We start from the raw sequence: 19,003 nt of genomic DNA on the forward strand, positions 1-19,003 counted from the left end.
CCCCTCAGGAGCGAGGCGCCACGTAGGTGGTCGTCAGCTCCATGCCCGAATCCGGCGAGAAATCCCAGCCCGATGGGGGCAGCCCCGCCGCCACCAGCTCCGAGCCGATCGCCGCGATCTGGGCGCCGTTATCGGTGCAAAAGCGCAGCGGAGGCATGCGCACCTGGACGCCGGCGGCCTCGGCCCGCTCGGTCAGCAGAGCGCGCAGGCGCGAGTTCGCAGAGAAACCGCCTCCCACAACGATGGTGTCGCAGCCCGTGTCCAGCGCCGCTCGCACCGCCTTGGCGGTCAGGGAATCGTTGACGGCCTCGGAGAAGGCCGCGCACACGTTTTCCTTGCTGACGGTCTCGCCTCGGCTGGTCGCGCCCTCGATGTAGCGGGCGACGGCGGTCTTGAGGCCCGAGAACGAGAAATCGTACTTGTGGCGTTCCTTGTCCTTGCCGGCGGCCAGGCCGCGCGGGAAACGAATAGCGTCACGATCTCCCTGCTGGGAGAGGCGATCCACGTGCGGGCCGCCCGGGTAGGGCAGGCCGAGGAGGCGCCCCACCTTATCGAAAGCCTCGCCGGCCGCGTCGTCCAGGGTGCCGCCCAGCTCGACGACGTCCGTCGCGATGCTACGAATCTCAAGGATGTTGGAGTGGCCGCCCGAGACCACCAGGCCAATAAAGTGCGGCGGGAGCGGGCCCTCCGCAAGCTTATCGACAGCCAGGTGCCCGATGACGTGGTTGACGCCGTAGAGCGGCTTACCCAGCGACGAGGCCAGGGCCTTGGCCGCGCAGATACCCACCGTCAACGAGCCCACGAGACCCGGTCCAGCCGCGACCGCGATCGCGTCAACGTCCGAGAGGGCCACCCCCGCCTCGTCGAGGGCCGCGTCGAGCGTGGGCAGGAAAGACTCCAGGTGCGCGCGCGACGCGATCTCCGGGATGATGCCGCCGTAGCGGGCGTACTCGTCCATCGACGTGGCCGTACGGTCGACCAGCAGCTGCGTGCCGCGCACCAGGCCGACGCCCGTCTCGTCGCACGTGGATTCAATACCAAGGACCAGGGGTTCATTCACGCCCTCTAGTCTAGGTCCCGGCGCGCGCCAACGCCGTGCACGCACCGGCGGCGCGGCGCTGGCACGACGCACCTGGTGCCGCGATGAGCGAGGTGGCGCCTCACTCCTGGCGGGGTCGCGCGTTCGCCACGAACATCGCAACGCACGCGACGGCGAACACGAGGAGCGACCACGGGAACAGAGAATCTGCGACGGGTTTCACCTGCGGGGAGCCGAAGACGACTCCCAGGAGGAGAACGACCGACAGGAGCGCGAAGACGACCATCGCTGCGATCCCAATCGTTGCGCTGACCCAGTAGCGGCGCGTGTGCGTGTTCGGGCCGGTCTCGTCAAAATGCATGGCGTAGCTCCTCTCTGAGCCGACGGTGACACCACCATCATACGCCTGAGACCACGGCGGCCGGGGGTACTTGACGCATGACTCTCCCCGACTCTGGCTGCGGCTCGCCCGCGCTACCCACGCTGCCCACGTAGCCCACGCCGCTCGCCCACGTCGACCGCGCTACCCATGTCGCCCACACTGCCCACGCTGCTCGCCCACACTGCCCACGCTGCTCACCCACGTAGCCCACGCTGCTCGCCCACGTCGGCCGCGCGCTGGGCACGCATACGCGAGGGCCCGGCGCACCGAAGTACGCCGGGCCCTCGGGCCACTCATGCCGGTCAGACGCCCTTGAAGGCGGCCTTTCCGAGCTGGCGGTTCAGGTTTGCGATCACGTCGAGCGGGATCTGCTTGGGGCACACCGCCGCACACTCGCCGATGTTCGAGCAGGAGCCGAAGCCCTCCTCGTCCATCTGGTTGAGCATGCCCACGACGCGCTTGTAGTTCTCGGGCTTGCCCTGCGGGAGCAGGCCGAGGTGCGTGACCTTCGCGGAGGTGAAGAGCATCGCCGAGGCGTTCGGGCAGGCAGCCACGCACGCACCGCAGCCGATGCAGGCCGCGGCCTCGAACGCGCGATCCGCATCCTGCTTCGGGACCGGGGTCGCGTGCGCGTCGGGGGCTGCACCCGTGTTGACGGAGATGTAGCCGCCGGCCTGGATGATGCGGTCCAGGGCGCTGCGGTTGACCACGAGGTCCTTGATGATCGGGAAGCCCGATGCACGCCACGGCTCGATCGTGATGACGTCGCCATCGTGGAAGGAACGCATGTGCAGCTGGCAGGTCGTGGTGACCTCCGGGCCGTGAGCGATGCCGTTGATGACGATGCCACACTGACCGCAGATGCCCTCGCGGCAGTCGGAGTCGAAGGCGATGGGTTCCTCGCCGCGTGCGAAGAGCTCTTCGTTCAGGACGTCGAGCATCTCCAGGAACGAGGACTCTTCCGAGATTCCCTTCACCTGGTATTCATGAATTGCGCCCTTGTCTTCGGGACCGTTTTGGCGCCAGATCCTCAGTGTCAGGTTCACTTGTAGCTCCGCTGCTTCAGCTCGATGTCGTTGTAAATCAGATCTTCCTTGTGGAGGATCGGGGGCTCGCCTTCGCCAGCGAACTCCCAGGCCGCCACGTACAGGAACTTGTCGTCGTGACGCAGGGCCTCACCCTCGGGAGTCTGGGACTCCGCGCGGAAGTGGCCGCCACACGACTCTTCGCGGTGCAGCGCGTCGATGCACATGAGCTCACCCAGCTCCATGAAGTCGGCCACGCGGCCGGCCTTCTCGAGGGACTGGTTGAGTTCGCCGATCGACTTGCCGGGAACGCGAACGTTCTTCCAGTAGTCGGCGCGCAGCTCGCGGATCAGACCGACGGCCTTCTTCAGGCCGGCCTCGGTGCGCTCCATGCCGCAGTACTCCCACATGATCTTGCCCAGCTCCTTGTGGAACGAGTCCACGGAGCGGGTGCCATTGATCGACATGAGGGTATCGATGCGTCCCTGAGCCGACTCGAGAGCTTCCTTGACGGAAGGCGAGTTTGCGTCCAGCTTGGGCAGGTGGAAGCAGTGCGCCAGGTAGTCGTTGATCGTGTTGGGCAGGACGAAGTAGCCGTCCGACAGGCCCTGCATGAGCGCCGAGGCACCCAGGCGGTTCGCGCCGTGGTCGGAGAAGTTTGCCTCGCCGGCCACGTACAGACCGGGCAGGTTCGACTCGAGGTCGTAGTCAACCCACAGGCCACCCATGGTGTAGTGGACGGCGGGGTAGATGCGCATGGGCACCTCGTAGGGGTTGTCGCCCGTGATGCGCTCGTACATGTCGAAGAGGTTGCCGTACTTAGCGGAGACGGCTGCCCTGCCCATACGGGAGATGGCCTCGGAGAAGTCGAGGTAGACGCCGCGGGCGACACCGTCGATCTTCGGGCCGACGCCGCGGCCCTCGTCGCACATGTTCTTGGCCTGACGCGACGCGATATCGCGGGGCACGAGGTTACCGAAGGAGGGGTAGATGCGCTCCAGGTAGTAGTCGCGATCCTCTTCGGGAATATCGCGCGGATCCTTCTCGCAGTCCTCGGCGCGCTTGGGAACCCAGATGCGACCGTCGTTACGCAGCGACTCCGACATGAGGGTCAGCTTCGACTGCTGGTCGCCGTGCTGGGGGATACACGTGGGGTGAATCTGCGTGAAGCAGGGGTTGCCGAAGTAGGCGCCCTTGCGGTACGCACGCCAGATGGCGGTCCCGTTGCAGCCCATCGCGTTGGTGGACAGGAAGAACACGTTGCCGTAGCCGCCGGTGGCCAGCACGACCGCGTCGGCGATGAAGGTCTCGAGCTTGCCGGTGGACATGTCGCGGGCGATGATGCCGCGCGCCTTGCCCTCATCGACGATGAGCTCGACCATCTCGTGACGCGAGTGCTCGGTGACGGTGCCCGCGGCGACCTGACGCTCAAGCGCCTGGTAGGCGCCGATCAGCAGCTGCTGGCCGGTCTGGCCACGCGCGTAGAACGTGCGGGACACCTGCACGCCACCGAAGGAGCGGTTGTCGAGGAGGCCGCCGTACTCGCGGGCGAAGGGAACGCCCTGCGCGACGCACTGGTCGATGATGTTGGCGCTGACCTCGGCGAGGCGGTAGACGTTGTCCTCGCGGGCGCGGTAGTCGCCGCCCTTGACCGTGTCGTAGAAGAGACGGTAGACGGAGTCGTTGTCGTTGCGGTAGTTCTTCGCGGCGTTGATACCACCCTGCGCGGCGATGGAGTGCGCGCGGCGGGCGGAGTCCTGGTAGAAGAACACGTCGACGTTGTAGCCCATTTCGCCCAGCGATGCGGCGGCGGCGCCGCCCGCGAGGCCGGAGCCGACGATGATGACGCGCAGCTTACGGCGGTTGGCGGGGTTGACGAGCGCGGCGGTGAATTTGCGCTGCTCCCAGCGCTGAGCGATCGGAACGTCGTGGGGGGCCTTCGTGTCGGCGATCTTCTCGCCTTCACGGTAGAGGCCGTGGATGAGTTTATCGGTCATGATTGCGTGCCCTTCCTCAGTGGATCAAGCCGGTGACGATGGCGACGGGCGGGGCCATGAACATCACGAAGATGACCAGACCGACCAGGCCCGAGAGGAGAACCAGCGGCTTACGGGTCGCGGAACGCACCCAACCGAGCGACTGGAACATGGACCAGAAGCCGTGGGAGACGTGGATGCAGGCGCAGCCGACGAACACGGCGTAGAGGATCACCAGGACCGGCGACTGGAAGGAAGCGATCATGCGGGCGTAAGGCGTGGTGACGTCAGCGCCGAAGTTCGCGACCTTCGCGGGCAGGCTCACGGTGGTGAAGTGAGCGATGTGGAAGATCAGGATCAGCAGGATGAGGACACCGCTCATACGCATGGTGCGAGCCGCGTAGGAGTCCGAGACGGACTTCTTGACGACGTAGCGGGTGGAGCGGGCGCGACGCGAACGCTTCCAGGTGTAGGCGGCGGCCCACAGGTGGATGATGAGCATCAGCACCATGGCGGCGCGGAAGACCCAGATGAATCCGCCGTGCGGGAAGATCGGCACGAAAGCCTCTTCATGCAGCCAGTGCGCGTAGTCGTTGTAGACCTCCGCGCCCAGGAACATCTTGAGGTTGCCGTAGGAGTGGAACAGCAAGAAGAAAACGAAAACGAAGCCCGAGACGGCCATCAGCTGCTTAATAAAGACGCTGGTGGTCCACGCGCGGCGCTTCTTCGTTGCGACATTTTGAGTGGCCATGTCATGAAGCATATCGGCGCATTGCCCGGCGGCGGTAGGACGTTGGCACGAGACGGCGCGCGGAGGCTTCTCCCCTGCCCCAGCTTTCCGCTATTTTGCGCCGTTTCTGGCGCGTGGACAATCGGTGCACGCCGCGACATTTTCGGCCCTGCGCGCGCGCCCGAGCGGGGCTGAAAGAGCCGAATAATGTGACATGGAGCGTTCCTATTTGGTGGTGGTCTTCGCACCCGCGCGGGTCAGGGGCGCGCGCATTTCGACGGCTTCCTCGACCGGGTTGCGGAAATAGCGTGGCCTACGCCCGATTTCGACGAACCCACGGGAGTTGTACAGGGCGATGGCCCCCTCGTTGGAGGGCCTCACGTCGAGGAAGATGTCGGCGGCACCGGCCTGGCGTGCCCAGCCGAGGAGCGCGTCGAGGATCGCTCGCCCGACGCCGCGGCCTCGAGCATGGGGTGCGACCCCGATCGTCATGACGTCGGCCTGGTCTCCCCCGACTTTGACGCCGCCGTAGCCGACGGGGTCCCCGGCCTCGTTCGTGGCGATCCAGTAGCGCGAGGTCGGCGAGGATAGTTCGTCGGCGAGCATGAAGGGGGTCCACGGGTCCTCGGGGAAGGTGACGGCCTCGAGGTCGACGAGGATCTGCAGGTCGTCGAGCGTAGCGACGCGCAGCTCGGCGGTCATAGGCGCGCGGTTGGCTGGCCCTGGATGTCAGGTCGGCGCAGGTAGAGGGGGTCGGTGCCCAGGCGGTCGCTCTCGCCGCGGGTGAGGCGCGTGGCGACGATGCGGCTCATGACGGCGGGGTCCAGCTCGATCTGGGGGCCCAGGTCGGCGCGCGCGAGCGCGGGCGCTGAATGGGCGGGGATGGGGGCTCCGGCGACGACGAGGCCGGGGGCGTGTCGCATGGCGGCGAGCAGGGAGGCGACGTCCCCCACTTCGAGGCGGCCCTCGAGGGTGACGTCGTCGGGCCCGGCGGCCAGGTAGGAGCCCCAGTAGAGTTCGCGGCGGCGCGCGTCGGCGATCGCGTAGACGCGCGTGTCGGGGGCGAGCAGGTCGAGGCCTTGGCGGGCGATGACGTCGAGGGCTGACACGCCGTAGGCTGGCACGCCCGCGACGCGGGCGAGGACGCGGGCGGAGACGAGGCCCGCGCGCAGTCCCGTGAAGGGGGCGGGACCGGTGCCCACGAGGACACGGTCGATCCCGGCGCCGCCCAGGGTGGCGGGCAGGTCGGCGGCCTGAAGGGCCTCGCGCACGAGGGGCGTGATGGATTCGGCGTGGTGGCGCCCGGAGTCGTTGTGGGCGCGGGCGATCACGCGGCCGTCTTCGATGATGGCGACGGCGGTTGCGGCTTGGGTGTCCAGGGCTATCTCTCGCACGATGTGATCCTACTCGCCGTCGGTGTGATCGTCGCTGTCAAGGGCGTCCTGGTCGAGGCGCGTTCCCCCGTGGGCGGCGACGAGCGAGTCGAGGACGCCATCCCAGCGGTGTCCGTGCGCGCGCAGGATGATGCGGCGCCGTCCGTCGTCCATGTGTTCGAGATCGATGACGTCGCCGTCGCGCTGGGCTTGCCCGCCGCTCGCACGGCGCACCTCGATGGCCAGGCGTTCCTCGCTCATGGCTTCGGTTTTGCCCTCGCCCCATTCAACGACGGTGACGGCCTCGTCGAGGGAGGAGTCGAGGTCGAGGGTCTCCAGGTCGTTCAGGTCGGTGATGCGGTAGGCGTCCGCGTGGATGAGGTCGGGGCCACCACCGAGGGTGGGGTGGACGCGGGCGACGATGAATGTGGGTGAGGCGACACGGCCGCGCACGCCCATGCCGACGCCGATGCCCTGCGTGAGGGTAGTCTTGCCGGCGCCGAGCCCGCCCGAGAGCATGACGAGGTCCCCGGCCGCCAGGACGCGTCCGAGGGCTTCGCCAAGCGCCCGCGTCTGGTCAGCGTCGGAGGTGTCGACGGCGTAGGAGGCGATGGGCTGATCAGTCATGAGCGGTGCTCCCCTGAGTCGCGGTGGCCTCACCGACGTAGGCGCGAGGAATGTGGGCGCCCAGGCGGGTGACGATTTCGTAGTTGATGGTGGTCGCGGCGCGCGCCCAATCGTCGGCCATCGGATCGCCGTCGTGTCCGGCTCCGAAGAGGACAGCAAGGTCTCCGACGGCCGCGGGCGCGTCCCCGCTGCGCGCGGTCGGGGTGCCTGCGTCGCCGTCTGCGGGCCCGAGGTCGACGATGAATTGGTCCATGCACACGCGTCCGATGAGGGGCGCCTCGAGGGGGCCGGAGGCGGTGTGGACGGTGACGCGCGCGCGATTGGAGGCGGAGCGCAGGATGCCGTCGCCGTAGCCGAGGGGAACCAGGCCGACCCAGCGGCGCGTGGGCGCCACCCAGGTCCCGCCGTACGAGGCCGGGGTGCCCTCCTCGATGACCTTGACGGAGGTGAGGGGCGCGCGCAGGGTGAGGGCGGGGACCAGGTTCAGGTCGGTGGCGGAGGCGACGGCGGGGTCGGGGCTGAGGCCGTACAGGCCGATGCCGACGCGCACCATGTCGTAGTGTGTTTCGGGGTGCCACAGGATCCCGGAGGTGGCGGCCAGGTGGCGGATGCGCGGCGTGATGCCCGCGTCGGCGAGGATCGCCAGGCCTTCTTCGAAGATGCGCACGTGGCTGGCGGTCGAGGCGTTGCCCGCCTCGCTGGGGTCGTCGGCTCGCGACATGTGGCTCCACGCGCCGACGACGTCGACGAGGCCTTCGTCGGCCGCCATGCGCAGGGCGGAGGCCAGGGCGGGCAGGTCAGCCAGGGTCGAGCCCGCGCGAGACATGCCGGTGTCGATCTTGACGTGGACGCGCGCGGGGCGGCCCACCTGCCGGGCGGCGGCGCAGATGTCGGCGAGGACCCACGTCCAGGACACGGACACGTCGATGTCGGCGTCGATGGCCGCGGCGAAGTCGGAGGAGGAGGTGGAGATCCACGCGAGGAGGGGCGCGTCGGCGCGGGCGACCCCGGCCTCGTCCAGGCCTTCGCGCAGGGTGAAGGCCTCGGCGAGCTGGGCAACACCCAGCCAGTCGGCACCGCCTTCCAGGGCGGCGAGCGCAACGGGGAGCAGGCCGTGCCCGTAGGCGTTGGCCTTGACGGTCGCGAGCTGGAGCGCGCCGGGGGCGGCGGCCCGCAGGACGCCCAGGTTGTGCCGGATGGCGGCCAGGTCGACGACCGCTTGTGACGGGTATCCCCGTCCTTGACCGTGTTCGTTCGTGGAAGTCACTCCCCTAGTATCTCACGCGGGCCCGAGCGCGCCGCGCGGCTGCGCCTGTGCCCTCCCGCCTCACAGGCTGAGGGCGGCGAGCGCTTCCGGGATTGCGTCAGCGATGTCACGCGCCTGAATGGGGGCGCGACCGTTGTATTCATCGGTGGCCAGCTTCGCTGCGCGACCGTGGAGCCACACGGCCGATACCAGTCGTTCGGGCGTGACGGCCTGTGGTTGTCCGTTCGGTCCTGGCAGCGCGTGCTCGTCCCTGACGGGGCGGGCGAGGATGCCGGCGATCAGGCCTGCCAGGACGTCGCCGCTGCCCGCGACTCCCGCCCACGACGTGGTGGTCGGCGCGACCAGCGTGGAGTCGCAGCGGGTCACGCTGTCTTCCATGCTCTCCAGGTCGGGGAAATCTAACTCCGGGTTGATGAAGCTGGCGAGCAGCGCTTGATCGCGGAGCATGTCCGCGTATTCGAAGGAACGCACGATGGTCACCGGGCCCTTGAGTACGACGTGGCAGCCCGTGGCCTCGTGGAGGAGGTTCGCGTAGCGCAGGGGGACTGCGGCGACCTCGTCCCGTTTCGTCGGCGTGCCGAGCCTCGTCAGCAGCCGCGCGGCCTCACCGTGGTGCGGGGTGAGGACGGTGGTCTCGGGGTTGATGGTGTCCGCCAGCTCCGGAATCAGGTCGAGGCCCCAGGCGTCGATGACGAGCGGAACGCCGGACTGGCCGCAGAATTGCGCGAGTTCGAGCGCGTCCTCGCGGCGGTCCTCGTCCAGTCCGGGGCCGATGAGGGCCGCCTGGATGCGCCCGCCCACCGTGACGACGCCCGGCTCGGCGGACAGCACGAGGTCTTGGACGCGCCGGGTGGAGTTCAGGCGCACCATGCCGACGCCGGACGCCAAAGCCCCGCGCGTGGCGAGCAGGCCGGCGCCCGGGTAGGTGTCGGATCCGGCGACGAGGCCGACGACGCCACGCGCGTACTTGTCGTCGTCAAAGGCCGGGGCTTGAACGAATCGGCTGCTGCCGGTTCCGTCGTAGAAGTACACCGGAACCTCGCCGCTCGTTTCCTCCGTGTCAGCGAGCGTCAGGCCAACGAGTCCGGTCCACTCCATCTCGATGAGTTCCAAGGCGCCACAATACTGCGCGGCGGGTGCCAGGATCTGGGCGCGCTTGAAGCTGCCCACGGCCATCGTGTGCGTGGCGCGCATGACGGCGCCCTTCACGTTCCCCTCGTCGTCGGTCAGGCCCGAGGGCACATCAATCGAGACAACTGCGGGGTGGGTGAGGAACGAGAAGTCGTTGAGTTGTTCAACGGCCTCGGCGAGGTTCCCCTTGAGGGCCCCCTTGCCACCGACGCCAACAATGCCGTCGATCCACACTTTCGCGAACGCCACCAGGGCGAGCTGGGGGGAATCTAAAACTGTGGTGATCGAACCCCCTTTAAGGTCCACGATGGTGACACCAGCTGTCTTAGCGGCGCGCAGCGCACGGGCGTGGCGCTTTCGTTTGAGCAGGATCGCCGCCACGTTGATGCCCATGTCAGCGAGGGTCGCGCACGCGTACAGGGCATCACCACCGTTGTCGCCCCCTCCGACGAAGGCGACGACGTCCGCCCGCGGGCCGGGGACAGGGGGTTCGTGAGGCTCGGCGAACAGAGGGGCCATGTCACCGACGAGGCGGACAACGCGCTGGGCGACCGCGTCGCCGACCTGGCGCATGTACATGTCCGGGTCATCGATCTGCGCTGCCTCGCGGACAAAGCGCTCTTCGATTGAGCGCGCCTGCTGGAACGTCTGGGCAGGTCCGTCAAATGTCAACATATCTCCATTGTCACATGCTGTCGCATGCCTCCGCGCGGGCTTTCCGCTGGGCGCGGCCGTCCAGGATCAACATCGGTCAATTGCCCCTCACCTCACCCGCCGCTACGCTGCGCGCCTGTCGAGATGTTCAACCGCTTGACATATCGTCATCGGCTAGCGGAATATCTCCGAGTTCAGGAGTCGCAGCGCGACTGAAACCTGGGCAACGCGGGCCGTGATCACGGGAGTTTTCGGGGGAGGATTCGCCTTCCACCAGATGGACGCGGCCTTCACACAAAGCACCCACAGAGAGTAGACTACCGATCGTTAAGGTTACACGCACAACAGGAACGATAGGGCACACACCTCATGAAGCACACCCCCTCTGAGGACTCGCAATGAGCATGCCGATACCTCCGATCGGTCCCCTGACGGGACTAAGCACCTCGAAGTCTTTTTCGTGGACCTTCGCGATAGACGTGGACACCGCGTTAGGGGCAGTTGCCCAGTTCGATACTTTCGATGAGGATCTGACACAAGCTGACACGTTCATCAGAGGGGCGCTTGGCCTCATGTCACACCAGAGCGCCCGATGCGCCTTTGATATTGTCTTCGACTACTCGCAACTATCCGACGCCTGCGACACCGTGAACCACCAAGCCGACAAGCTCAAAGAGGCTCTTTCCACCTATGGAGCGGCGATGAACACTGTACGGGATAAGTACAAAGATCTCATCGCCTTCGCACAGACCGCAGGGCTCTCAGTTGTCGGCGACTACACAAATTGCACCGTTACCCTCGACGCTTCCGGCTCCTCACAGCAAGATTTCATGTATGGCCTTGCACATTCGGCCCTCAACGACGCCAAGAGCCTCCAGAAAATGGCCGAGCAGGAGTTCGCGACGGCACTCAACGACGTCGACACGACCCTCTGGGAAAAGACGCTGACGAGCCTCATCGATCAACTGAAGGATACATACATTCCCAATTCCGAACACCCCGTTGCTTCGACGACGAGTGCCCTAGGCAGCTGGTCTGACCTTGCTAGCAACGCGTGGCGCGCGGGGCACGCGTGGTTCCATAACGGCCACTATGCCCCTCCCGAGGATTTTGCGCAGTTATCGAAGTGGAAACAGCTCACTGCGAAAGGCGACCTGTCCAACTGGACGCGATACGCGACGCACCGCGAGGGCGAAGTTCCGAAGATACCCGGCGCCGTCGAAGGACTCGAAAAGGTCGGCAAGGTAGCCGGTGTCGTCGGCGCCGTCGCAGAAGGCGGCATCAACGCCTACAACTCCTACCAGTCCGACACCATCAACCATCCGGACATGGGTGAAGGTGAAAAGATCACGCGTGCCGGAGTCAAGGGGGTTGTGACGGGTGCTGCCAGCTGGGCCGGCGCGACCTACGGCGCGGAGCTGGGAGCCACGATCGGCGCGGCGGGCGGGCCGGTCGGTATTGTTGTCGGAGGAGTCGTGGGCGGCGTCGTCGGAGGACTAGCAGCGAGCAAGCTTGGTGGAGTCCTCGCAGACGCTGTAAATGACGGTATCGTCAGTCCTATTGCCAGTTGGTTTGGAGGAAAGTAGATAACATGTGGAGCGGAATCGGCTGCGTGGTGTTTGGCTGCCTCCTTATTCATGCGTGGTGGTTCGAAACATACACGGACTCGCCGCTTGCCAGATCGTGGCGGAGGATGTCTGCAGCACTGTCCCCCACGCGCAACGCCCAGGCGATGCTGCGCCCCTGCGTCGGCCTCATGTTCTTCTTCGGAGGAATCGCTCTTCTTCTCGAACCAATTGGGGCCCCTGTCTTTATTGTGAGGGTTCTGCTCTTCATCGCTTTGTTAGCGCTTGTGGTCGGGGTCGTGTATTTGTTGCCGTTTCCTCTGCCTCGTTTCGCCGATGCGCGCTATCAGTACTTGAAGCGCCACGGGTTGCTTGATGCGACGGGGCGCCCGCTGCCAGACGAAGTCATTAATCGCATTCTCGCTCAACGTGAAGGACACCCATTCTCATGACTTTTTCCTACCAGGCTCCCGATCGGTGGTCTCCGTTGCCCGAGGAGGCCTTCGCGGCTATCGCCCCGGCTGGCACGCAGTCAGGTACTCGCGTGCTGGGCGGTGTGGCTGGCCCCGTCGACGCCACGCACAGCTTCGCGGCCACGATCATGACCGTGGCTTCCACCATCCCTGACGATCAGGACGACGCGGTGGTCCTGGCTGACTCGGCGCGCCTGATCCGTGACACTATCGGCGGTTTCATCATGCTGGAGGACATGGCGTGGCCCGCCACCCCGCGCGGCGCTTTCCTACGCACCGGCATCTACATTGAGGGCACGGTACCCATTACGATGTGCCAGTGGGCGTGGATCCACCGCGCCCAGGGCGGCCAGCGTTTCCTCGTCACGGCGACGGCGACGGCAACGACCGACCAGTTCCCTTTCGTCGCCGACGACATCGTCACCATCGTTCCCACCATTGAGGTCGCCCTATGAGCCCCAACGACTCTTTCCGCCCCGCCCTGAGCCTGTCAAGCGAACAGGTGACGGCTTTCTTATCCCTGGCCTCGCGCCACGTCCCCCGGGCCGAGCAGCTCGACACCGCGCGCGACCTGGGCCTGAGTACGACGCCAGCGGTCGACGAGAACGGGTTCAGCGAGACGGCACTGGCCCTGTGGGAGTCTATGAACCGTGCAAGTGCCATCATGACGATGGCGTCCCTGACACCCACCCAGCCGACCCACCGTAACCTGCGGATCTGGCTGGGCCGCCCATACGCCACGGTCGCACGCGCGCAAGGGGAAAAGATACACGTCTACCGCATCGACACCGAGGAAATCCCCCACGTCGTCGCCGCGAACTCCCCGCTCGGCCCCCGCCCCGAGACCTTCGACGGGCCACCCTACCTTCCCACAGAGTTCATTGGCGCCATCGCCAATGACAACCTGGACACCGCACAAGCCATCTTGGAGCACCTGACCACCTTCGGCCCCACCGACTCCCTCTTTTCCCAGGCCCTGCTCAACCGCCAATGGGAATACACCACCTGGACACGCGACAACATCACCCCCGACGGCCTAATCCCCTGGGCCGCCCTCAGCGTCCTGTCCACACCCTCAGGCTCCTACCTGGTCACCCCGACACGAGGAGGCGAATCCTCCGACGAGGAAGCCACCATGGAGCCCATCCTTCAAACCGTCCTATGGGGCCAACTCGCCCAACTCTTCACCCCGAAGGAGGCGAACAAGTGAGCAAGATTTCATGGGATTTCACAGAGGTAAAGGTAGCGCAGGAACGCTGTAAAGATGCATTAGATCAGCTAGACTCCGCTAATCTTGACACCCCAGCAACCGGTAGCGTTCATCAACCACTTCTTGAGAAGAAAATCAATAAGATCACCAAGGCGACGACCGACATGGTGACGGTCCTGCGTCTCATGTACATGGGAATTGAGGGGGCCGACAAACTATTCCGCACAGTGGATAACCAGAACGCGGCGGATCTTATAGCAGCCGGGTTTTACCGCAAGACCACTCGCAAGAAATAAGACCGAATGAGCTTTTCTTCGGCAGCACTGCGCTTGCGCGCCTACCCGCATCTCAGGTGGAGGTATTCAGGCCGCATCAACTGTCTTGACAAGGCGCGCAACGCGTGCGGTGGTCTCGGGGAATTTCGGGGGACAGATTCGCTTTCCACAGGGTGGACGTGGTCTTCACACCGCGCACCCGGGCGACGTAGGCTGCCGATCGTTAAGGCTCGTCGCGCAAGGTACTCTCGCCGCCTATGACTCCCACTGATCTGACTCCACAGACCACCCAGACGCGGGTAGGCGAAACGATCGCGCGGGCCCGTCAGAGGGGCTCATACAGACGCGACAAATGACAGCATCAATGCCACCCCTCGCCGAGTGGCACAACGGGAAGTAGGTTGACGCATGTGGGGCGGAATTGGCTGCGTGGTGTTTGGTTGTCTCCTTATTCATGCGTGGTGGTTCGAAACATACACGGACTCGCCGCTTGCCAGATCGTGGCGGAGGATGTCTGCGGCATTGTCCCCCACGCGCAACGCTCAAGCAATACTGCGCCCCTGCGTCGGCCTCATGATGGCTAGTTCTGGTGCCGTTATTCTTCTCGAACCAATTGGCACCCCTGTCTTTATTCTGAGGGTTTTGGCCTTCATCGCTTTGTTAGCAATTGTGGTCGGTGTCGTGTACTTGTTGCCGTTTCCTCTACCTCGTTTTGCTGATCCGTATTATCAGTACTTGAAGCGCCACGGCCTGCTGGACGCAACGGGTAAGCCCCTCCCGGATGCAGACATTGAACGCATTCTCGCCGAACGCGGCGGAGACACATTCTGATAACTGTTCTGTCAGGCCCCCGCATTCCTGCACAAGGCCGACGTCACCAAACGACAACAGTGACAACGACGAACGGGCGCGCGGCCGGGAATCCCGGTGCCGCGCGCCCGCTTCGCTCAGGTGGAGGACCGTCAGGCCACGTCGAGTGTCTTGGCGACGCCCGCCAGGACAGCGCCCACGATGACCAGGGCGACGCCGATGATGGTCCAGCGCAGCTCCTTGCGCGTGCGGGTCTCGTGGAGCCACAGGATACCCAGCGGGGTGGAGATCAGGATGCCGAGCTGGGAAAGCGTGAAGCCGGTGCCCGCACCCAGGTTGTTGGAGTTGAGCTGGAGCAGCAGGATCGCGGTACCCCACAGGACGCCGTTGAAGATGGAGGGAACCATGCGACGGTGGCGCAGCGAATCCTCGGGGTCGACCCCGCCGCGCCCCTGGATCGCGAAAAACGCGCCGCAGTAGGCGGTGTAGCCGATCGCCTGAGGCAGCAGGAACTCGGCGGGGGCGATGCCGAACCACTTGATGATGAGCGGGAAGGCCACGAGGCCCAGCGTGGAGGTCGTCAGCAGGAAAGCGCCACGCTTCCAGTCGAGGGATGCCGCGTCAGAGCCCGACTCGGAGCGCGACAGGAACCAGATGCCGACGATCAGGACGATGATCGCGGCGATACCGTAGGGCAGCGCCCCGCCGTGGAGCCACTCGCCGAAGATCGCGATGCCCGCCAGGGACATGAGGACCAGCTGACCGCCGGTCGACAGCGGCATCGTGCGGCTCATACCCAGGACCGAGTAGGAGCGCAGCTGATCGCACACGCCAACGCCCAGGAGCAGGCCTGTCAGGAAGGAGACGCCCAGGTTCAGGGGCGTCCACGCGGGGTGCAGGAAGGGAGTGGCGACGGCGGCCATCAGCAGGCCGCCGAGGACGGCGCCCATGACTCGCTGGCGGTCCGAACCGCCGGTCTTGCCCATGAGCGTCGTGGCGACGCCAAAGAAGACAGAAGGCAGGATTCCGATAAGGATCATGGACAGGGTCATGTGCGCACCTCCTGGGGTGGTCGCGGCCCCAATCGACGAGGCCGTGGTTATTTGCGTTGGTGGGTGCGGCAGGAGCGCCGCCACCTCTTCCACGCTAGTCGCCCCCTCCCCCACCCCCGCAAACTCCGTCGCCGTTTTGGCGCCTGTTTCACATGTACGTCGTGAAGCCTTTCACCAGACCAGGCCCCGTCCATGACGCAGCGCACGCCCAGGTTTCGGAATCTTACACCGGTCCACGCAATGCGACCCGGGCCTCGTCCCTGGATGAGGAACGAGGCCCGGGAACGTTCACGGGGCGCCCGCCCCGCGCGGGCGGTTACTCCACCGTCACGGACTTGGCGAGGTTGCGCGGCTGGTCGACGTCCAGCCCCTTGGTGGAGGCGAGTTCGCAGGCGAAGATCTGCAGCGGCACGACGGTCAGGAGCGGCGCGTACAGGGTCGGCACGGGGGGCACGCGGAAGACGACCTCGGCGAACTCATCGACGGAGGTGTCCCCTTCCTCGGCGACCACGATCGTGCGGGCGCCGCGGGCGCGGACCTCGGCGATGTTGGCCAGGACCTTGCCGTGCAGCTCGGGGCGGCGCGGGGTTGGCACGATGACGATGACGGGCTGCCCCTCGTCCACCAGGGCGATGGGGCCGTGCTTGAGCTCGCCGGCGGCGAAGCCCTCGGCGTGGATGTAGCAGATTTCCTTGAGTTTGAGGGCGCCCTCGAGGGCGACGGGGAAGCCGACGTGACGGCCCAGGTAAATGACGGAGGTCGCGTCTTGCATCGTGCGGGCGAACTGGCGGACCGTCTCGCCGCTGTCGAGGATGCGGGCGATGGCCTCGGGGACGCGCGCGAGCTTGTCCATGTAGTCGGCGATCTCGTCGGCGTACTTGTTGCCGCGCACCTGCGCCAGGTACAGGCCCAGGATGTAGCAGGCGGTGACCTGCGCGGTGAAGGCCTTCGTGGAGGCGACCGCGATCTCGGGGCCCGCGTGGGTGAGGATGACGGCGTCAGACTCGCGCGAGATCGTCGAGCCGGGCGTATTCACGATGGCGACGACTTTCGCGCCCTGCTCGCGGGCGTGGCGGATCGCCTGAATGGTGTCCATGGTTTCGCCGCTCTGCGAGATGGCGACGACCAGCGTCTTCTCGCCGACGACGGGGTCGCGGTAGCGGAACTCGCTGGAGAGTTCGACCTCGACGGGGATGCGGCACCAGTGCTCGATCGCGTAGCGGGCGACCTGGCCCGCGTAGGAGGCGGTGCCGCAGCCGATCATGATGACCTTGTCGACGGAGCGCAGGACGTGCTCGGGGATACGCACCTCGTCGAGGGCCAGGTGGCCGTGGGAGTCGATGCGGTCGGCCAGGGTGGCGCCCACGGCTTCGGGCTGCTCGTGGATTTCCTTCTCCATGAAGGTCGGCCAGCCGTTCTTGGTGGCGCGGTCGGAGGAGAAGTCGACCTCGTATTCCTTGGGGGCGACGGGCGTTCCGTCGGGGTCGATGACGGTCACGTCGGTCGCGGAGACGACGACGATCTGGTCCTGTCCGATCTCGACGGCGCGGTTGGTGTGCTCGACGAAGGCCAGGACGTCGGAGCCCAGGAAGTTTTCGCCCTCGCCCAGGCCGACGACCAGCGGGGAGGATCGGCGGGCGGCGACGATGACGTTGGGCGACTGGTTGGAGACGACGAGGAGCGTGAAGGTGCCGTGCAGCTGGGCGGTGACCGCGCGCATGGCGACGACGAGGCGGCGGGCGACCTCCTCGTCCGCGTCGGCGAGCCCGGCGACGTCCCCCGTGTACGAGGCCGACTCCGCCTGGTCGTAGGCGCGGGCCAGCAGGTGGACGACCACCTCGGTGTCGGTCTCGGAGGCGAAGGTCTCGCCGTCGGCGACGAGGGCGGCACGCAGGGTGTCCGCGTTTTCGATGATGCCGTTGTGGACGAGGGCGAAGCGCCCGTCGGGGCTGGTGTGGGGGTGAGCGTTGGCGACCGTTGGACGCCCGTGGGTGGCCCAGCGGGTGTGTCCGATGCCGGCGTAGGCGTCGGCGGGGCTGTCCGCGTCGACTTCTTCGACGAGGTTGACGAGCTTACCGACCGCGCGGCGCACGTACAGGCCGCTATCCGAGGCCAGGGCGATGCCCGCCGAGTCGTATCCGCGGTACTCCAGGCGCGCCAGACCGCCGAGGATCACCTCGCGACTGCGCTGAGAAGCCTTGCATCCAATATGTCCAACAATTCCGCACATGGTACTAATTCCAGCACACCCACCCCCGCCCGCGGTACCCAACGTGTGTCGCTTCACGTGCGAACGGCAGGTGAACATCGCACGCACACCGCGTGCCCCTGAGGGACAATATTCCCGTGAGCACCACTGACGCCTCCTCGCCCAGCCCGGCCACGACCTCGTCGGGAAGAACCCCGAACGTGGGCTGGCGGGCCAACCCCAGCCCTTACGCGCGCTTCGACCGCTGCGCGTGGGACCGCCTGACGGACCGTACTCCCCTGCCGCTCACACAGGACGACATCGACCAGATCGCCTCCCTAGGCGACCCGATCGACATGACCGAAGTCGACACGATCTACCGGCCCCTCTCCGCCCTCCTGCAGCTCTACATCGACGGGCGCAGACGCATCTCCGCGGAACGCCGCGCATTCCTGGGCGAGCCCGACGCGTACTCCACCCCCTTCGTCATCGGCATCGCAGGATCAGTGGCCGTCGGCAAGTCCACCGTCGCGCGCCTCCTCCAGCTCCTCCTCTCACGCTGGGACTCCACGCCCCGCGTCGACCTGGTGACCACCGACGGCTTCCTCTACCCCAACCGAATCCTTCAGGAACGCTCCCTCATCGCCCGCAAGGGCTTCCCCGAGTCCTACGACCGCACGGCCCTGATCTCCTTCCTCGCCGCCGTCAAAGCCGGAAACCCCCACGCGAAGGCCCCCGTCTACTCACACGTCACCTACGACATCGTGCCGGGCGCCTATATCGACGTGGACCGCCCCGACATTCTCATCGTCGAGGGCCTCAACGTGCTCCAGCCCCCGCGCTCGGCGCCCGGTTCCATCTCCGTCGCCGTCTCCGACTACTTCGATTTTTCCATCTACGTCGACGCCGACGAGAAACACATCGAACAGTGGTATGTTGACCGCTTCCTGAAACTGCGTGCGACCGCCTTCTCCCGCGAAGCCTCATTCTTCAAAACCTACGCCTCCCTGACCGACGCCGAGGCGGTCTCGACCGCGCACGTCGTCTGGAACGCGATCAACCTGCCGAACCTGCGCGAAAACATCCAGCCCACCCGCGAGCGCGCCACGCTCATCTTCACCAAGGGCGCCGACCACCGCGTCGAATCCCTCGCGATCCGCAAGGACTAGCCCTCGCGCGCCCCGCGCCGACGCGTCTACACCCCCACGCGCTCTGTGCCCCCTCCC

General features: G+C 66.2%; 19 protein-coding genes. 7 read left to right on the forward strand and 12 right to left on the reverse strand.

Features of this window, described 5'->3' with window-relative positions; translation table 11 throughout:
• Nucleotides 1-4: 4 nt before the first annotated feature.
• The 10 genes from tsaD to QU663_RS08400 form a co-directional block, all read right to left on the reverse strand.
• Nucleotides 5-1,060, reverse strand: a complete 1,056-nt coding sequence (gene tsaD, locus QU663_RS08355; RefSeq protein WP_021612424.1) for a tRNA (adenosine(37)-N6)-threonylcarbamoyltransferase complex transferase subunit TsaD — start codon at nucleotides 1,058-1,060, stop codon at nucleotides 5-7.
• A 100-nt stretch (nucleotides 1,061-1,160) separates the two neighbouring features.
• The gene (locus QU663_RS08360; RefSeq protein ID WP_021612425.1) at nucleotides 1,161-1,400 is read right to left on the reverse strand and encodes a hypothetical protein; all 240 of its coding nucleotides are present in this window, start codon (nucleotides 1,398-1,400) and stop codon (nucleotides 1,161-1,163) included.
• A 323-nt stretch (nucleotides 1,401-1,723) separates the two neighbouring features.
• Nucleotides 1,724-2,467 (reverse strand): succinate dehydrogenase/fumarate reductase iron-sulfur subunit, encoded by a 744-nt coding sequence (locus QU663_RS08365; RefSeq protein ID WP_021612427.1) that lies wholly within the window; start codon nucleotides 2,465-2,467, stop codon nucleotides 1,724-1,726.
• On the reverse strand, nucleotides 2,464-4,443 hold the full coding sequence (locus tag QU663_RS08370; protein WP_021612428.1) for a fumarate reductase/succinate dehydrogenase flavoprotein subunit: 1,980 nt from the start codon (nucleotides 4,441-4,443) through the stop codon (nucleotides 2,464-2,466). Before QU663_RS08370 ends, QU663_RS08365 begins: the two co-directional genes overlap by 4 nt.
• 16 nt (nucleotides 4,444-4,459) lie before the next feature.
• The gene (locus QU663_RS08375) at nucleotides 4,460-5,173 is read right to left on the reverse strand and encodes a succinate dehydrogenase cytochrome b subunit (RefSeq protein WP_034481911.1); all 714 of its coding nucleotides are present in this window, start codon (nucleotides 5,171-5,173) and stop codon (nucleotides 4,460-4,462) included.
• 204 nt (nucleotides 5,174-5,377) lie between these two features.
• Nucleotides 5,378-5,854, reverse strand: coding sequence for a ribosomal protein S18-alanine N-acetyltransferase (rimI, locus tag QU663_RS08380; protein WP_021612430.1), 477 nt, complete (start codon nucleotides 5,852-5,854; stop codon nucleotides 5,378-5,380).
• Nucleotides 5,851-6,546, reverse strand: coding sequence for a tRNA (adenosine(37)-N6)-threonylcarbamoyltransferase complex dimerization subunit type 1 TsaB (gene tsaB / locus QU663_RS08385; RefSeq protein ID WP_009057935.1), 696 nt, complete (start codon nucleotides 6,544-6,546; stop codon nucleotides 5,851-5,853). Before tsaB ends, rimI begins: the two co-directional genes overlap by 4 nt.
• A gap of 9 nt (nucleotides 6,547-6,555) precedes the next feature.
• Nucleotides 6,556-7,152 (reverse strand): tRNA (adenosine(37)-N6)-threonylcarbamoyltransferase complex ATPase subunit type 1 TsaE, encoded by a 597-nt coding sequence (gene tsaE / locus QU663_RS08390; RefSeq protein ID WP_021612431.1) that lies wholly within the window; start codon nucleotides 7,150-7,152, stop codon nucleotides 6,556-6,558.
• Nucleotides 7,145-8,419, reverse strand: a complete 1,275-nt coding sequence (gene alr / locus QU663_RS08395) for an alanine racemase (RefSeq protein ID WP_021612432.1) — start codon at nucleotides 8,417-8,419, stop codon at nucleotides 7,145-7,147. Before alr ends, tsaE begins: the two co-directional genes overlap by 8 nt.
• Nucleotides 8,420-8,479: 60 nt before the next feature.
• A complete protein-coding gene (locus QU663_RS08400; RefSeq protein WP_021612433.1) occupies nucleotides 8,480-10,225 on the reverse strand; it encodes a bifunctional ADP-dependent NAD(P)H-hydrate dehydratase/NAD(P)H-hydrate epimerase in 1,746 nt (581 codons plus the stop codon).
• 377 nt (nucleotides 10,226-10,602) lie between these two features.
• Between QU663_RS08400 and QU663_RS08405 the strand changes: the two genes are divergently transcribed.
• The 6 genes from QU663_RS08405 to QU663_RS08430 all read left to right on the forward strand — a co-directional run bounded on the left by QU663_RS08405 (nucleotide 10,603) and on the right by QU663_RS08430 (nucleotide 14,558).
• Entirely contained in the window at nucleotides 10,603-11,790 is a 1,188-nt protein-coding gene (locus QU663_RS08405; RefSeq protein ID WP_021612435.1) for a hypothetical protein, read from the forward strand.
• A 107-nt stretch (nucleotides 11,791-11,897) separates the two neighbouring features.
• Nucleotides 11,898-12,221 carry a hypothetical protein gene (locus tag QU663_RS08410; RefSeq protein WP_156912144.1) on the forward strand — a complete coding sequence of 108 codons (324 nt, stop codon included), beginning with the start codon at nucleotides 11,898-11,900 and terminating at the stop codon, nucleotides 12,219-12,221.
• A complete protein-coding gene (locus QU663_RS08415; protein ID WP_021612437.1) occupies nucleotides 12,218-12,697 on the forward strand; it encodes a hypothetical protein in 480 nt (159 codons plus the stop codon). Before QU663_RS08410 ends, QU663_RS08415 begins: the two co-directional genes overlap by 4 nt.
• Complete coding sequence (locus tag QU663_RS08420) at nucleotides 12,694-13,452, forward strand: hypothetical protein (RefSeq protein WP_021612438.1); 759 nt, start codon at nucleotides 12,694-12,696, stop codon at nucleotides 13,450-13,452. Before QU663_RS08415 ends, QU663_RS08420 begins: the two co-directional genes overlap by 4 nt.
• Entirely contained in the window at nucleotides 13,449-13,748 is a 300-nt protein-coding gene (locus QU663_RS08425; RefSeq protein WP_021612439.1) for a hypothetical protein, read from the forward strand. The genes QU663_RS08420 and QU663_RS08425 overlap by 4 nt, the downstream gene beginning before the upstream one ends.
• A 552-nt stretch (nucleotides 13,749-14,300) precedes the next feature.
• On the forward strand, nucleotides 14,301-14,558 hold the full coding sequence (locus QU663_RS08430) for a hypothetical protein (protein WP_021612440.1): 258 nt from the start codon (nucleotides 14,301-14,303) through the stop codon (nucleotides 14,556-14,558).
• 131 nt (nucleotides 14,559-14,689) lie between these two features.
• On the opposite strand, the gene QU663_RS08435 is transcribed toward QU663_RS08430, so the two are convergent.
• Both QU663_RS08435 and glmS read right to left on the reverse strand, forming a co-directional pair.
• Nucleotides 14,690-15,589, reverse strand: a complete 900-nt coding sequence (locus QU663_RS08435; protein WP_021612441.1) for a GRP family sugar transporter — start codon at nucleotides 15,587-15,589, stop codon at nucleotides 14,690-14,692.
• Between the two features lie 316 nt (nucleotides 15,590-15,905).
• Nucleotides 15,906-17,819 (reverse strand): glutamine--fructose-6-phosphate transaminase (isomerizing), encoded by a 1,914-nt coding sequence (gene glmS / locus QU663_RS08440; protein ID WP_034481902.1) that lies wholly within the window; start codon nucleotides 17,817-17,819, stop codon nucleotides 15,906-15,908.
• Nucleotides 17,820-17,935: 116 nt separating this feature from the next.
• On the opposite strand from glmS, the gene coaA reads away from it, so the two are divergent.
• Nucleotides 17,936-18,946: a type I pantothenate kinase gene (coaA, locus tag QU663_RS08445; protein WP_370465112.1), complete on the forward strand. Its 1,011-nt coding sequence runs from the start codon at nucleotides 17,936-17,938 to the stop codon at nucleotides 18,944-18,946.
• The last annotated feature ends 57 nt before the right edge of the window (nucleotides 18,947-19,003 follow it).

Origin of the sequence: Schaalia sp. HMT-172 (assembly GCF_030644365.1) — a bacterium.
GTDB lineage: Bacteria > Actinomycetota > Actinomycetes > Actinomycetales > Actinomycetaceae > Pauljensenia.

Bases quoted from the DNA above. Each gene is read 5' to 3' on its own strand.
- QU663_RS08360 (WP_021612425.1), bottom strand. From the start codon at position 1,400: ATGCATTTTGACGAGACCGGCCCGAACACGCACACGCGCCGCTACTGG.
- QU663_RS08370 (WP_021612428.1), bottom strand. From the start codon at position 4,443: ATGACCGATAAACTCATCCACGGCCTCTACCGTGAAGGCGAGAAGATC.
- QU663_RS08375 (WP_034481911.1), bottom strand. From the start codon at position 5,173: ATGGCCACTCAAAATGTCGCAACGAAGAAGCGCCGCGCGTGGACCACC.
- rimI (WP_021612430.1), bottom strand. From the start codon at position 5,854: ATGACCGCCGAGCTGCGCGTCGCTACGCTCGACGACCTGCAGATCCTC.
- tsaE (WP_021612431.1), bottom strand. From the start codon at position 7,152: ATGACTGATCAGCCCATCGCCTCCTACGCCGTCGACACCTCCGACGCT.
- QU663_RS08400 (WP_021612433.1), bottom strand. From the start codon at position 10,225: ATGTTGACATTTGACGGACCTGCCCAGACGTTCCAGCAGGCGCGCTCA.
- QU663_RS08405 (WP_021612435.1), top strand. From the start codon at position 10,603: ATGAGCATGCCGATACCTCCGATCGGTCCCCTGACGGGACTAAGCACC.
- QU663_RS08410 (WP_156912144.1), top strand. From the start codon at position 11,898: ATGTCTGCAGCACTGTCCCCCACGCGCAACGCCCAGGCGATGCTGCGC.
- QU663_RS08415 (WP_021612437.1), top strand. From the start codon at position 12,218: ATGACTTTTTCCTACCAGGCTCCCGATCGGTGGTCTCCGTTGCCCGAG.
- QU663_RS08420 (WP_021612438.1), top strand. From the start codon at position 12,694: ATGAGCCCCAACGACTCTTTCCGCCCCGCCCTGAGCCTGTCAAGCGAA.
- QU663_RS08430 (WP_021612440.1), top strand. From the start codon at position 14,301: ATGATGGCTAGTTCTGGTGCCGTTATTCTTCTCGAACCAATTGGCACC.
- QU663_RS08435 (WP_021612441.1), bottom strand. From the start codon at position 15,589: ATGACCCTGTCCATGATCCTTATCGGAATCCTGCCTTCTGTCTTCTTT.
- glmS (WP_034481902.1), bottom strand. From the start codon at position 17,819: ATGTGCGGAATTGTTGGACATATTGGATGCAAGGCTTCTCAGCGCAGT.